The sequence below is a fragment of the Yersinia nurmii genome, assembly GCF_001112925.1.
Lineage (GTDB): Bacteria > Pseudomonadota > Gammaproteobacteria > Enterobacterales > Enterobacteriaceae > Yersinia > Yersinia nurmii.
The window spans coordinates 124,434-139,278 of the sequence record NZ_CPYD01000003.1 but is presented as its reverse complement, the minus strand read 5'-3'; the positions used below and the strand labels follow the sequence as shown (position 1 = coordinate 139,278).

Below are 14,845 nucleotides of genomic sequence, written 5' to 3'. Positions count from 1 at the left end.
TTGCCACTTTTTACATATTTTGTAAGGTGGTATTAGGTCTCTCTTAGAGTCAGTCTGCCATGCCATTTTCGGCGGCGCAGCGCCACAAGACAGGCATCCCTTAATCGGTTGTCACCTCTTCCAAGGCAGGACAGTAAACATGAAAAACGTTGGTTTTATCGGCTGGCGCGGTATGGTCGGCTCTGTGCTCATGCAGCGCATGATCGAAGAACGCGATTTTGACGGCATCCGCCCGGTCTTTTTCTCTACTTCACAGCATGGTCAGGCTGCGCCTACCTTTACCGGTCAGCAGGGCACCTTGCAAGACGCTTATGATATCGACGCGCTGCGTGCGCTGGATATTATCATTAGTTGTCAGGGCGGGGATTATACCAACGAAATATATCCTAAGCTGCGCGCCAGCGGCTGGCAGGGATATTGGATCGATGCGGCTTCTTCTCTGCGCATGAAAGACGATGCCATTATTATTTTGGATCCGGTAAATAATGATGTGATTCAGCAAGGATTGAATCAGGGAATCAAAACGTTTGTTGGCGGTAACTGCACCGTTAGCCTGATGCTGATGTCACTGGGTGGCCTGTTTGCCAATCACTTGGTCGAGTGGGCGTCTGTCGCCACTTATCAGGCTGCATCCGGCGGCGGCGCTCGTCATATGCGTGAATTACTGACTCAAATGGGTATGTTGCACGCTGGCGTAGCCAAAGAGCTACAGGACCCGGCTTCTGCCATTTTGGATATTGAGCGTAAAGTGACGGCGGCGACCCGCAGCGGCGCGTTGCCAACCGATAACTTCGGTGTACCATTGGCTGGCAGCCTGATTCCATGGATTGATAAAGCCTTGGATAACGGTCAGAGCCGGGAAGAGTGGAAAGGTCAGGCGGAAACGAACAAAATTCTGAATACCAACAGCGTTATTCCGGTAGATGGATTATGTGTGCGTGTTGGTGCTCTGCGCTGCCATAGTCAGGCATTTACTCTGAAACTGAAAAAAGACGTTCCGCTACCTGAAATCGAGCAATTGCTGGCAACCCACAATGATTGGGTGCGAGTCATTCCTAACGATCGCGAGCTGACGATGCGCGAGTTGACGCCAGCCGCCGTGACCGGCACGTTGAATACGCCGGTAGGCCGTTTGCGTAAGCTGAATATGGGGCCGGAGTATTTATCCGCCTTCACCGTTGGCGACCAGTTGCTTTGGGGCGCGGCAGAACCGTTACGCCGTATGTTGCGGATTCTGGCGTAATCGCTGTCGTTCTGAACTCGCTAAAATAAAAAAGGTTGCGATGCCGGCAACCTTTTTTATTGCTAAATATCAAAGGATTAATTTAACCTTCCTCTGCGGTATGGAACGGTAATTTAATCGAGATACGGGTAAATATTTCCGTCTCACAGGTCACGGTCACGCCGTACTGCTGGCCATAACGCACCTTGATTCGTCTGTCGACCAGATTCATGCCCAATCCGTCTCCATCGGGCTTGGGTTCATACAATCCCGCATTATCTTCTACTTCCAACGTCAGGATTCCATCCTGCATATTGCCGCGCAGGGTAATCTTTCCATTGCTGAACATCTGAGAAATTCCGTGTTTAATGGCATTTTCTACCACTGGCTGCAAAGAGAACGCCGGCAGGCGAGCATCCAGAATGTTATCTGGCAGGGCGATAGTGACGTTCAATCGATCGGCAAAGCGCGCTTTTTCAATTTCAAGGTAAGCATTCACATGTTCAATTTCATCGCTCAGAGTCACTACATCGTGGCTGCGCTTCAGGTTTTTACGGAAGAAGGTGGAAAGCGAAAGCACCAGTTTGCGAGCGTGATTGGGATCGCGATGAATGACAACCGATAAGGTATTGAGGGCATTGAATAGAAAATGTGGATTGACCTGTGCGTGAAGGAGTTTGATCTCAGACTGGGCTAATAATTGTTTTTGCTGCTCAAATCTGCCCGCCATAATTTGTGCCGATAGTAGATGAGCAATGCCTTCCCCCAGCGTGCGGTTGATACTGGAAAACAGCTTGGTTTTCGGTTCATACAGTTTAATGCTGCCGATGACGCGATGCTCTTCTCCTCGCAGAGGAATAACCAGCGTAGAACCTAGTTTACAAGTGGGTGAAATCGAACAGGTATAGGGCACCGCGTTGCCGTCGGCATAAACCACCTGATCCATTCCGATGGCTCGATGAGTGTGGTGTGAAGTAATTGCAGAGCCGACAATATGATGATCTGAGCCGGTGCCGATAAAGGCCAGAAGCTTTTCTCTATCGGTAATCGCCACCGCCCCAACGCCTAATTCCTCATACAGAATCCGCGCTACTCGCATACTGTTTTGCTGATCAAATCCGTGTCGCAGTAGTCCTTCTGCTCTGGCGGCGATCTGTAAGGCTTTAGCCGAAAATGCCGTGGTGTATTTTTCGAAAATAGCCCGCCGATCCAGCAGGATGCGCATGAACATAGCTGCGCCAATGGTGTTGGTGATCATCATCGGCAATGCAATATTTTCAACCAGTTCCACCGCTTCGGAAAAGGGGCGCGAAACCGCCAGAATAATCAGCATTTGTAGCACTTCCGCCACTAATGTCATGCCAGCAATCACTAAAGGTTGGAACAGTAAATCCAGCCGATTCCTACGAATGAGGTAGTTATGAAGGAAGCCGCCGATCAGACCCTCCGCGACCGTGGAGAGCATACACGCGGTCGCGGTCATCCCTCCCATAGAATAACGGTGTAATCCACCGGTTAAACCGACCAGAAAACCGACGGATGGCCCACCCAGCACGCCGCCTAAGACCGCACCAATAGCACGTGTATTGGCAATGGAATCATCAATATGCAGGCCGAAATAAGTTCCCATGATGCAAAACATGGAAAAGGTGAGATAGCACACCAGCTTGTGCGGTAAGCGGATGGTGACTTGCATCAATGGGATGAAAAGCGGTGTTTTACTGAGCAGGTATGCGATAACCAGATAAACACACATTTGTTGCAGTAATGAAAAAATCAATTCGGTCTGGCTAACGCCCATGCTGTATTGCCTCCGTTATTTCCGAAGCCATTATAACTAAGGCATGAGTGAGAAAATTTTAACTCGAACAACTAAATATAAAAAAACACAGACCGTGAGATCTGCTACCAAAGTGCCAATTGGGGTGAATAACTCCCGCTAACCCGAGAAAAAGTAACCGGATTATACCTTTTAGTGCTGTAAAGGGATTTCCTTGTTTGCTTAACCATTTTTTTACTCACCTTTGACTATGCTTATACCTTGGGGCGGGCATTGTCACAGGGGTAACTCTGCGTCGGGATTGAAATTAATTAGGGTGGTTTTTTGTGATTTTAAGCTAAAAAAATCGTCATTTTGATCGTCGTCATGATTTATACGGTAAATGGATTGCATGATAGATAAGTTGAATTTTTATTTGTCTTAATAATTGATTCTTATAAATCATGCTATTAGTCATAGGAAGAATAAAATGTCAGCACTTCCAGAGCAGAATGTGATTAATCAGGTTATTTGTGGTAATTATTCAGACCCTTTCTCCATTCTTGGTATGCATAGAGTTGCAGATACGCTGCAAGTGCGTGCGCTGTTGCCCGATGCTAAAGAAGTATGGGTCGTTGACTGCAAGACCAATAAGAAAGTCACTCGGCTCGAATGTATCGATTCCAGAGGCTTCTTTGCCGCTGTCATTCCTCGTCGTAAAAATCCATTTCGCTACCAGTTAGCTGTTATTTGGGTAGATAGTGCCCAAATTATCGATGATCCTTATCGATTTGGCCCCTTATTGCAGGATATAGACAGCTGGTTATTGGCAGAAGGTACACATTTGCGCCCGTATGAACGTTTAGGTGCTCATTTGATGTCTTTAGACGGGGTCGAAGGCGTCAGTTTTGCGGTTTGGGCACCTAATGCCAAGCGAGTATCGGTTGTTGGCGCATTTAACTTCTGGGATGGGCGCCGTCACCCGATGAGGCTTAGAAAAGAAAACGGTATTTGGGAAGTTTTTTTACCGGGTGTACAGGCAGGACAGCTATATAAATATGAGATTATCGATAGTAATGGAAATATTCGCCTAAAAGCAGACCCCTACGCTTTTGAGGCGCAAATGAGACCAGAAACGGCCTCTCTGATTAGCCCACTGCCAGATATTGTTGAAAACTCTCCCATTCGACAAAAAGCCAATGCGCTCAATGCGCCAGTTTCTATTTATGAAGTTCATCTGGGATCTTGGCGGCGACATACCGAAAACAATTTCTGGCTGAGCTACGGCGAACTAGCTGAGCAACTGGTTAATTACGTCAAATACATGGGTTTTACCCATATCGAATTACTCCCAATTAGTGAGCATCCGTTTGACGGCAGTTGGGGCTACCAACCGTTGGGCATGTATGCACCGACCCGCCGCTTTGGAACGCCACAGGATTTCAGGCAGTTCATTGAGAAAGCCCATCAGGCAGGGCTAAACGTGATTCTGGATTGGGTTCCGGGTCATTTCCCTAGTGATGAATACGGTCTGGCTCAGTTTGACGGTACCGCGCTGTACGAATATGCCGATCCGCGTGAAGGTTATCATCAGGATTGGAATACCCTGATTTATAACTACGGACGTAATGAAGTTCGCAACTATTTAGCAGGAAACGCTTTTTACTGGCTGGAGCGTTTTGGTATTGATGGTCTGCGAATAGATGCGGTTGCCTCGATGATTTATCGAGATTACAGCCGGGCCGAAGGCGAGTGGGTGCCTAACCAATATGGCGGCAGAGACAATCTGGAAGCTATCTCTTTCCTGCGTTACACCAATCATACCCTCGGCGTAGAACGACCCGGCGCGGTGACGTTAGCGGAAGAATCCACCGACTATCCCGGTGTAACCTTGCCGCCAGAAGCCAATGGTTTAGGTTTCAATTACAAATGGAATCTGGGCTGGATGCACGACACGCTTAATTACATGCAGCTCGATCCGGTTCACCGCAAATACCACCATAATCTAATGACTTTTGGCATGTTGTATGCCTATACCGAGAATTTCGTGTTGCCGCTTTCCCATGATGAAGTGGTACACGGCAAACGCTCGATTCTGGATCGGATGCCCGGCGATGCCTGGCAGAAATTCGCTAACCTCCGCGCTTATTACGGCTTTATGTGGGCGCATCCCGGCAAAAAACTGCTGTTTATGGGATGCGAGTTTGCTCAAGGGCGGGAGTGGAATTTTGACACCAGTCTGGACTGGCACTTGCTCGATGACGAAAACGGCTGGCACAGCGGCGTTCAACGTTTGGTTCGAGATCTTAACCATTGTTATCAAGATAATGCGCCGCTGTACGAGCTGGATTATCAGCCGGAAGGTTTTGAATGGCTGGTGGTGGATGATCATGAAAACTCAGTTTTTGCTTTCCTTCGCCGTGATGCGGCAGGTAATGAACTGATCGCTATCAGTAACTTCACCCCGGTGCCGCGCCATAACTATCGAGTAGGCGTGCCCCGTGCCGGACGGTATCGCGAAGTGCTGAATACCGATTCAACCTATTATTGCGGCAGTAATTTGGGTAACCAGGGCGCGATTGATACTCAACAGATTGGCAGCCATAACCACGGTCAATCTTTATTGCTGACTCTACCGCCGCTCGCCACCCTTTATCTGCTGCGGGAGAGATAGCATGACCACGCTACAGACTGGTTCTCCTACTCCTCTTGGCGCGCACTTTGACGGTTCAGGGATTAATTTCACCCTGTTTTCGGCTCATGCCTATGACGTAGAACTGTGCCTGTTTGACGAAGTGGGGCGTGAGGTTCGCCTACCGTTGCCCGCTCGCAGCGGCGATATCTGGCATGGATATTTGCCCGGCGGTCAGCCTGGTCAGCGTTACGGATTTCGCGTTAGCGGGCCGTTTGATCCCCAGGCGGGACATCGTTTTAATGCGCAGAAACTCTTACTCGATCCCTGTGCGCGTGCGGTGGAGGGACGTGTTGATGACGATCCGCGCCTGTTCGGCGGAAGGGAGCATGCCGATCAGCAGGATAGCGCCGATGCGATGCCAAAATCCGTGGTGGTACATGAGGAATATGACTGGCAGGACGATTGCCCGCCGGTGGTGCCTTGGGGCAATACGGTGATTTATGAAGCTCACGTTCGCGGATTAACTCAACTACACCCCGACATTCCCGAGACGCTACGCGGCAGTTATGGCGCTTTGGCTCATCCGGTGATGATTGATTACCTGAAAAAGCTCGGTATTACCGCGTTGGAATTGCTGCCGATTCAGCATCATGTGGATGAACCTCGAGTACAGAAACTGGGGCTAACCAACTATTGGGGCTACAACGTATTAGCGCCCTATGCGGTAGAGCCGGATTATGCCTCTGGGCGGGAAGGTTTTTCACCGCTGCGGGAACTGCGGGATGCGGTTAAAGCCCTGCATCGCGCAGGTATTGAAGTCATTCTGGACGTGGTGTTTAACCACAGCGCCGAATTGGACGCTGAAGGGCCAACGCTATCGCTGCGAGGGATCGATAATGCCAGCTATTACTGGCTGAACTCGCAGGGTGAGTATGAGAATCAAACCGGCTGCGGTAACGCACTCAAGCTAGATCATCCAGAAGTGGTTCGTTGGGTAATCGACTGCCTGTGTTATTGGGTTGAGAGTTGCCACGTCGACGGTTTTCGCTTCGATCTCGGCGCGATATTGGGGCGCACGCCTGAATTTCATCAGGACGCACCCTTTTTCCAAGCGTTACAGGCGGAGCCGCGGCTGGCTCACTGCAAAATGATTGCAGAGCCTTGGGATATCGGCTGGGGCGGTTATCAGGTAGGTCATTTCCCTCGCGATTTTAGCGAATGGAATGACCAATATCGTGATGGAATGCGGCGTTTCTGGCTACACAATCAATTCTCTTTGGGGCAATTTGCCCAACGTTTTTCCGGTTCTGCTGATATCTATGCTCAGCGGGAGCGTTTGCCTTCCGCCAGTATCAATATGATCACTTCACACGATGGTTTTACCTTACTGGATCTTCTGTGTTTCAACCAAAAACATAATCTGGCTAATGGTGAGGACAACCGCGACGGTACGGATAGTAATTACAGCAATAACTTCGGAAATGAAGGATTAACGGCGGATGAAGCGGTGTGGCATAGGCGCAAGGCCTGCCAGCGGGCATTACTCAGCACGTTACTGCTTTCGCTAGGTACGCCAATGCTGCTGGCCGGTGATGAGCACGGTCACAGTCAGCAAGGCAACAATAACGCCTACTGTCAGAATAACGCTATGACCTGGTTGGATTGGACACAGGCAGATAGCGATCTGGCGAACTTTACTGCCGAACTTATCCGCCTGCGGCAAAAAATACCGGCGCTTACGCAAGACCGCTGGTGGCAGGAAGGCGATGGCAGTGTGCAATGGTTGAACATGCAGGGGCAGGAAATGACTGCCTTAGCCTGGGAGCAGGGCGATCAAAGAAGGCTCCAGATTCGTTTATCTCAACGTTGGCTGGTGGTGATTAATGCTTCCGACCAAGCCTGTGAATTTACTTTACCCGCAGGAAAATGGCTGTCTGTACCTCCTTTTGCTTCGCGCGATATCGCTGAGCTGCAACAGACAGAATTACTTACGGGGCATAGCGCCGCATTTTCAGTGCGTGTGTTTGAACAAAAAATCTAAGGAATTCGCCATGGTTAAATTCGAAAATAGAGATCCATTGATGTTAGCCAGACTGCTGCCGCTTAAATCGGTAGCTCTGATTCTAGCCGGAGGGCGCGGTTCGCGCTTGAAAGACCTGACGGCAGCTCGTGCCAAGCCGGCGGTACATTTTGGCGGTAAGTTTCGCATTATCGATTTTGCCCTGTCTAACTGTCTAAACTCGGGCATTCGCCGGATCGGCGTCATTACCCAATATCAGTCCCATTCTCTGGTTCAGCATATCCAGCGCGGTTGGTCGTTTCTCAACGAAGAAATGAACGAGTTTGTTGATTTGCTGCCGGCTCAGCAGCGTTTTAGCACTGAAGAATGGTACAAAGGAACTGCGGATGCGGTGTATCAGAATCTGGATATCATTCACAGATATAATGCGGAATATATCGTCATTCTAGCGGGTGATCACATTTATAAAATGGATTACTCACGCATGCTGATTGACCACGTTGAAAAAGGGGCGAAATGTAGCGTGGCTTGTATTCCGGTGCCGCTGAGCGAAGCCTCGGGATTCGGTGTTATGGAAGTGTCTCCGGACTATCAGATAAAGTCGTTTACAGAAAAGCCGGAAGTTCCGATATCAATGCCTGGAAATCCCGATATGGCGCTAGCCAGCATGGGGATCTATATTTTTAATGCGGATTATCTGTATAAATTATTGCTCGAGGATATGAATACTCTGGGTTCCTGCCATGATTTTGGGAAAGACTTGATACCTAAAATTACCGAGCGGGGAGAGGCTTGGGCGCATCCGTTTACCCTGTCTTGCGTGACTTCCAACGGCGACTTACCACCTTATTGGCGTGATGTTGGGACACTGGATGCCTATTGGCGCGCTAACCTGGATTTAGCCTCGGTAACGCCGGAGCTGGATATGTACGACCGCTCTTGGCCGATTCGCACGCATATGGAACCGTTGCCGCCTGCAAAATTTGTGCAGGATCGCTCTGGTAGCCACGGTATGACCATGAACTCACTGGTTTCTGGCGGCTGTATTGTTTCTGGTTCCGTGGTGGTGCATTCGGTGCTATTCCCTCGGGTGCGGGTTAACTCGTTCTGTACGATAGATTCAGCGGTACTGCTGCCAGACGTTAATGTGGGCCGATCGTGCCGTTTACGGCGCTGCATTATTGACCGCGCCTGCCAAATTCCAGAGGGGATGGTGATCGGTGAGAATGCGGAAGAGGATAGCGCCCGTTTCTACCGTTCGGAAGGCGGAATTGTACTCGTCACAAGGGAGATGTTGGCTCAGTTGTAATTTAACGTCAGCCTGACGCTAGCCGAAGCCGTCTGTTGTCTGTAAACCTATTGGTAGCTGATGAGATACCAGGAGTAATGATGCGGGTTTTACATGTCTGTTCTGAGATGTTTCCTTTACTGAAGACCGGAGGATTAGCGGACGTTGTCGGCGCTTTACCTGCGGCTCAAATTGCCGATGGCACTGACGTTCGGGTGATTTTACCGGCGTTCCCCGACCTGAAAAATGGCATTCCCCGTAGAATATTAGTCAAAGAAATTGATACCTTCGCCGGGCGGGTGGAGTTGAGTTATGGCACTTACAATGGCGTTGGGGTCTACCTGATTGATGCGCCTGGTTTATACGATCGCCCTGGTAGCCCTTACCACGATCAATGGCTGAATGCTTACGGTGATAATCATCGGCGCTTTGCGCTACTGGGTTGGATGGCTTGCGAACTGGCCTGCGGGCTGGATAGCTACTGGCGTCCCAATATTGTGCATGCTCACGATTGGCACGCGGGTCTGGCCTGCGCCTATTTGGCGGCGCGCGGACGTCCAGCCCGCTCGGTCTTTACGGTACATAATCTGGCCTACCAAGGGCTATTCTCCGCTCACCATATGGCTGAGCTACAGCTTCCGCCGTCCTTCTTTAATATCTACGGTTTGGAATTTTACGGTCAAATTTCATTCCTTAAAGCCGGTTTGTTTTACGCCGATCATGTGACAACCGTTAGCCCGACCTACGCTAAAGAGATTACCCAGCCTGCCTTTGGATACGGAATGGAGGGATTGCTGCAACAGCGAGCGCGGGAAGGGCGATTGAGCGGCATTCTCAACGGTGTGGATGACGACATTTGGGATCCGACCACCGATGCTCTGTTGGCTGAGCGCTATGATTCTGAAGATTTGCGAGGCAAAGCGGTCAACAAAGCCCATTTGCAGAAAGCCATGGGGCTACAGGTTACTGATAAAAAGCCGGTTTTCGCGGTAGTTAGCCGCTTAACGGCGCAAAAAGGTCTGGATCTGGTACTACAGGCATTACCCGAGTTACTTAGGCTGGGTGGCCAGTTAGTGGTGCTAGGCGCGGGGGATGCGGTGCTACAAGAAGCTTTTCTGGCCGCATCGGCGGATTATCCAGATCAGGTTGGCGTTCAGATTGGTTATCATGAGGCATTCTCGCACCGGATTATTGCCGGTGCCGATGTGATACTGGTTCCCAGCCGCTTTGAGCCTTGCGGCCTGACGCAGTTATACGGTTTGAAATACGGAACTCTGCCATTAGTGCGCCATACCGGTGGGCTGGCGGATACGGTAGTAGATTGTGCTTTAGAAAATCTGGCCGATGGTAGCGCATCGGGGTTTGTGTTTGATGAATGTGAAGCAACGGAACTGGAGCGGGCAATTCGCCGTGCCTTTGTGCTCTGGGTTCGTCCAAAACATTGGCGCCACGTACAGCGTCATGGGATGGAGCTTGATTTTGGTTGGCAGGTAGCTGCAGCAGACTACCGGTCGCTTTATCAACACTTGTTGTAACCACAAATTAGGGAAATATCGCTAATGACGTCACCCTTTAGCTACACCTCACCCGTAGTCAGTGTGGATGCACTGAAACATTCTATTGCTTATAAGCTGATGTTTATTGTCGGTAAAGATCCTTCAATCGCCACAGAACACGATTGGCTGAACGCCACGCTGTTCGCGGTGCGTGACCGTATGGTAGAACGCTGGCTGCGCTCCAATCGGGCACAATTATCTCAAGATGTGCGGCAGGTTTATTACCTGTCGATGGAGTTTCTGCTAGGTCGTACATTGTCCAATGCGCTGTTGTCGATGGGTATTTATGATGATATCAAAGCCGCGTTGGATGAAATGGGTATCGATTTCAATGAGTTGCTAGCCGAAGAGAGTGACCCAGGGCTGGGAAACGGTGGTTTAGGGCGCCTGGCAGCGTGTTTTCTGGATTCACTGGCGACTTTAGGCATGCCGGGGCGCGGCTACGGCATTCGCTACGAATATGGCATGTTTAGCCAGAAAATCGTCAATGGGCAGCAGGCAGAATCCCCAGATAACTGGTTGGAATACGGTAATGCTTGGGAATTCCCGCGTCATAACACACGTTATAAAGTGCGTTTTGGTGGTCGTATCCAGCAGGAAGGGACAAAAACCCGCTGGCTGGAAACTGAGGAGATTCTGGCCTGCGCCTATGATCAAATCATTCCCGGCTTTGATACCGACGCGACTAATACATTGCGTTTATGGTCGGCGCGCGCCAGTAATGAAATCAATTTGGGTAAATTCAATCAGGGGGATTATTTTGCGGCGGTAGAGGATAAGAACCATTCGGAAAACGTATCGCGAGTGCTGTATCCCGATGATTCGACCTATTCGGGACGAGAACTGCGTCTACGGCAGGAGTATTTCCTGGTTTCAGCCACCGTTCAGGACATTTTAGCCCGCCACTGGGCGCTCCATCATACCTTCGATAATCTGGCAGAGAAGATTGCCATTCATCTAAATGATACGCACCCGGTACTGTCTATCCCTGAATTAATGCGTTTACTGATTGATGAGCATAAATTTACTTGGATCAAAGCCTGGGGAATGGTGGAAACCATTTTCTCTTACACTAACCATACTTTGATGGCTGAAGCACTGGAAACCTGGCCGATCGATATGATTGGTAAGATTTTGCCGCGCCATCTGCAAATTATTTTCGATATTAACGATCACTTCCTCAAACAGGTGCAGGAAGCTTTCCCAGACGATAATGAATTACCGTCCAGAGTGTCAATTATCGATGAAGGGCATGGGCGGCGGGTGCGCATGGCGTGGTTGGCCGTGATTGCCAGCCATAAAGTGAACGGCGTATCGGCGTTGCATTCTGAGCTGATGGTTCAGTCTCTGTTTGCTGATTTTGCCCGCATTTTCCCGACGCGCTTCTGTAATAAAACCAACGGAGTGACGCCGCGTCGCTGGCTTGGGCTGGCGAATCGTCCGCTGGCGGCGGTGCTGGATGACAGCATTGGCCATAACTGGCGTACCGATCTTAGCCAACTGAGCGATATCAAACCCAATATTGATTATCCGAGTTTTTTACAGGCGATACAGAAAGCCAAGCTGGAAAATAAAAAGCGGCTGGCAATTTATGTCGCACAAAACCTGAATATTGTGCTCAATCCGGCGGCGCTGTTTGATGTGCAGATAAAGCGAATTCATGAATACAAACGGCAACTGCTGAATGTTTTACATGTGATCACACGCTATAACCGTATTTTGCAGGATCCAGACGCGAAATGGGTACCAAGAGTGATGATCTTTGCCGGTAAAGCGGCATCGGCCTATTACAATGCTAAACAGATTATTCGCTTGATCAATGATGTCGCTAAAGTGATCAACAACGATCCTAGAGTGAACAACTTGTTGAAAGTAGTGTTTATTCCGAACTATGGCGTTAGTCTGGCGCAGATGATTATCCCGGCGGCGGATTTATCCGAGCAGATTTCACTAGCCGGAACCGAAGCCTCTGGTACCAGTAATATGAAATTTGCCCTGAACGGTGCGCTGACGATTGGCACGCTTGATGGCGCTAACGTGGAAATTCGAGAGCACGTCGGTAAGGAAAATATTTTCATATTTGGTAATACCGCTGAGCAGGTTGAAGCATTACGCCGCAGTGGTTATAACCCACGGAAATACTATGATGAAGACCCTGAGCTTCATCAAGTGTTGACGCAGATCGCCACCGGAACTTTCAGCCCGGAAGAACCCAATCGCTATACCAACCTGTTCGATTCGTTGGTTAATTTGGGCGATTATTATCAGTTATTGGCTGACTATCGTAGCTATGTGGATACGCAGGACGCGGTGGATGAGCTATATCTGCAACCGGATGAATGGACTCGTCGTACGGTATTAAATATCGCCAATATGGGGTATTTCTCGTCTGACAGGACGATTCAGGAATATGCCGATGAGATTTGGCATATTAAACCGATAAAACTCTAAGAAAAAACCGCCGCTTCTATCAGGAAGCTGGCGGTTATTTTTCATTGTGGCGCGTCTATTTCATCAAGAAACCAGTGACAGCGTATCCATTTTCTCGGCATGAACCGCCGCCAGCCATTCGGCAATGCGCTGTTTCTGCGCCTCATCCAGCCACATACCCAGTTTGGTTCGGCGCCAGATGGCATCGTCTAACTCGACAACCCACTCTTTCTCAACCAAATAGCGCAACTCGGCTTCGTACAGGCCGTGACCGAAATCTTCGCCCAAATCGTTAAGGCTGGTGGCATTGGCCAGAATAATCTCGCTATGGCTACCGTAAGTGCGGGTATAACGGCGCGCCAGCGCTTCCGGCAGCCAATTATAGTGATGGCGCAGTTTAACGGTATAACTGTCGCGATCGCCGCCGATATCGCCGCCCGGCAGCGAACCGTTCTTAGTCCAAGCTGGGCCGACTTTCGGGTAGTATTGAGTCAGTTTTTCCAGCGCATGTTCTGCCAGTTTACGATAAGTGGTCAGTTTGCCGCCGAATACCGATAGCAATGGGGCCTTGCCCTGTTCATCAGCCACGTCCAGCGTGTAATCGCGGGTAACGGCCTGCGGAGAGTCGGATTCATCGTCACACAGCGGACGCACGCCAGAGTATGTCCAGACGATATCGTCACGGCCAAGCTGTTTCTTAAAGTGGTCGTTATACACTTTCAGCAAATAATCGATTTCCTGATCGTCGATCTTCACATCTTTAGGATCGCCGTGGTATTCCACGTCGGTGGTACCAATGATGGAGTAATCATCCAGCCAAGGAATGACGAACACGATACGGTGATCTTCATTTTGCAGAATGTAAGCCTGCGGCTGGTTATGTACGCGAGGAACAACGATATGGCTGCCTTTAATCAGGCGGATACCGTAAGGAGATTTCAGTTTCAGACCATCGTCAAAGAACTGCTTTACCCAAGGACCTGTGGCGTTAACCAGACCTTTGGCACGCCAAGTGAAGGTTTTACCGGTATTGACGTCGGTCGCTTCTACCATCCACAGGCCGTTTTCACGCCAGGCGCGGGTCACTTTGGTGCGAGTACGTACTTCGCCACCGCGTTCAACCACTTCCTGAGCGTTAAGCACCACCAGACGAGCATCATCTACCCAGCAGTCGGAATATTCGAAACCGCGCACCAGTTCAGGTTTTAGCACGGAATCTGCGCCAAAACGCAGGCCTTTACTGGCAGGCAAAGTGGTACGTTTACCTAAGTGATCGTACAGGAACAAACCGGCGCGAATCATCCAAGCTGGGCGCAGATGGGGCTGATGTGGTAGGCGAAAACGCATTGGGAAGGCGATATGCGGTGCCATCTTCAGCAGCACTTCACGCTCGGCCAAAGCTTCGCTAACCAGACGGAATTCGTAGTGTTCCAGATAGCGCAGGCCACCGTGGATAAGTTTGGAGCTGGCGGAAGACGTAGCACAGGCCAAGTCTTGCGCTTCCAGCAGCAGTACTGACAGGCCACGTCCGGCAGCATCCGCAGCGATACCGGCACCGTTAATGCCGCCACCGATCACGATCAAGTCTTTGGTTTCCATGTAACCTTCCTCCAGATGTTCGAAACAGCTCTTTAATGTTCGTTTTCGCTCATGATTGTAATCAAAAACAAACAAACAAGCCAAGAGTTAACCAAAGAAAAACATTTATGCGTGATGAAGGTAACAGTTTTGTTGCGGATTCATTTTAGAGATGTAATCAATACAGCGAAGCAAACTTCCTCTGCGGGAAGATTCTTTGCCGTCTTATAGGCAGAGTGTCAAGTTTATAACTTGAGAAAAATGGCGAGGAACAGCGGTAAAAGTGTGGGTAAATATCGTAAATAGGGGCCGAAGCCCCCGATTGTAGATCGAGTCTTATTGGGTGAGCCAGAGCGC

General features: G+C 49.8%; 8 protein-coding genes. 6 read left to right on the top strand and 2 right to left on the bottom strand.

Going from position 1 to position 14,845, the window contains the following annotated elements:
* The first annotated feature begins 139 nt into the window (after nucleotides 1–139).
* On the top strand, nucleotides 140–1,243 hold the full coding sequence (asd, locus tag AD970_RS05420; protein WP_049597304.1) for an aspartate-semialdehyde dehydrogenase: 1,104 nt from the start codon (nucleotides 140–142) through the stop codon (nucleotides 1,241–1,243).
* Nucleotides 1,244–1,325: 82 nt separating this feature from the next.
* Here the strand turns inward: asd and AD970_RS05415 are convergent, their stop codons facing one another.
* On the bottom strand, nucleotides 1,326–3,023 hold the full coding sequence (locus tag AD970_RS05415; protein WP_049597303.1) for a sensor histidine kinase: 1,698 nt from the start codon (nucleotides 3,021–3,023) through the stop codon (nucleotides 1,326–1,328).
* A gap of 448 nt (nucleotides 3,024–3,471) precedes the next feature.
* On the opposite strand from AD970_RS05415, the gene glgB reads away from it, so the two are divergent.
* The 5 genes from glgB (at nucleotide 3,472) to glgP (ending at nucleotide 12,931) form a co-directional block, all read left to right on the top strand.
* The gene (glgB, locus tag AD970_RS05410; RefSeq protein ID WP_049597302.1) at nucleotides 3,472–5,655 is read left to right on the top strand and encodes a 1,4-alpha-glucan branching enzyme; all 2,184 of its coding nucleotides are present in this window, start codon (nucleotides 3,472–3,474) and stop codon (nucleotides 5,653–5,655) included.
* 1 nt (nucleotide 5,656) lies between these two features.
* Complete coding sequence (glgX, locus tag AD970_RS05405) at nucleotides 5,657–7,657, top strand: glycogen debranching protein GlgX (RefSeq protein WP_049597301.1); 2,001 nt, start codon at nucleotides 5,657–5,659, stop codon at nucleotides 7,655–7,657.
* A gap of 10 nt (nucleotides 7,658–7,667) precedes the next feature.
* Complete coding sequence (gene glgC, locus AD970_RS05400; RefSeq protein ID WP_049597300.1) at nucleotides 7,668–8,945, top strand: glucose-1-phosphate adenylyltransferase; 1,278 nt, start codon at nucleotides 7,668–7,670, stop codon at nucleotides 8,943–8,945.
* An 80-nt stretch (nucleotides 8,946–9,025) separates the two neighbouring features.
* The gene (gene glgA / locus AD970_RS05395) at nucleotides 9,026–10,459 is read left to right on the top strand and encodes a glycogen synthase GlgA (protein ID WP_049597299.1); all 1,434 of its coding nucleotides are present in this window, start codon (nucleotides 9,026–9,028) and stop codon (nucleotides 10,457–10,459) included.
* A 24-nt stretch (nucleotides 10,460–10,483) separates the two neighbouring features.
* Nucleotides 10,484–12,931: a glycogen phosphorylase gene (gene glgP / locus AD970_RS05390; protein WP_049597298.1), complete on the top strand. Its 2,448-nt coding sequence runs from the start codon at nucleotides 10,484–10,486 to the stop codon at nucleotides 12,929–12,931.
* Between the two features lie 63 nt (nucleotides 12,932–12,994).
* On the opposite strand, the gene glpD is transcribed toward glgP, so the two are convergent.
* Entirely contained in the window at nucleotides 12,995–14,509 is a 1,515-nt protein-coding gene (gene glpD, locus AD970_RS05385; protein ID WP_049597297.1) for a glycerol-3-phosphate dehydrogenase, read from the bottom strand.
* Nucleotides 14,510–14,845 lie beyond the last annotated feature (336 nt).

Excerpts from the sequence above, each read along its gene's own strand:
- asd (WP_049597304.1), top strand. The coding sequence starts at position 140 with ATGAAAAACGTTGGTTTTATCGGCTGGCGCGGTATGGTCGGCTCTGTG.
- AD970_RS05415 (WP_049597303.1), bottom strand. The coding sequence starts at position 3,023 with ATGGGCGTTAGCCAGACCGAATTGATTTTTTCATTACTGCAACAAATG.
- glgB (WP_049597302.1), top strand. The coding sequence starts at position 3,472 with ATGTCAGCACTTCCAGAGCAGAATGTGATTAATCAGGTTATTTGTGGT.
- glgX (WP_049597301.1), top strand. The coding sequence starts at position 5,657 with ATGACCACGCTACAGACTGGTTCTCCTACTCCTCTTGGCGCGCACTTT.
- glgC (WP_049597300.1), top strand. The coding sequence starts at position 7,668 with ATGGTTAAATTCGAAAATAGAGATCCATTGATGTTAGCCAGACTGCTG.
- glgA (WP_049597299.1), top strand. The coding sequence starts at position 9,026 with ATGCGGGTTTTACATGTCTGTTCTGAGATGTTTCCTTTACTGAAGACC.
- glgP (WP_049597298.1), top strand. The coding sequence starts at position 10,484 with ATGACGTCACCCTTTAGCTACACCTCACCCGTAGTCAGTGTGGATGCA.
- glpD (WP_049597297.1), bottom strand. The coding sequence starts at position 14,509 with ATGGAAACCAAAGACTTGATCGTGATCGGTGGCGGCATTAACGGTGCC.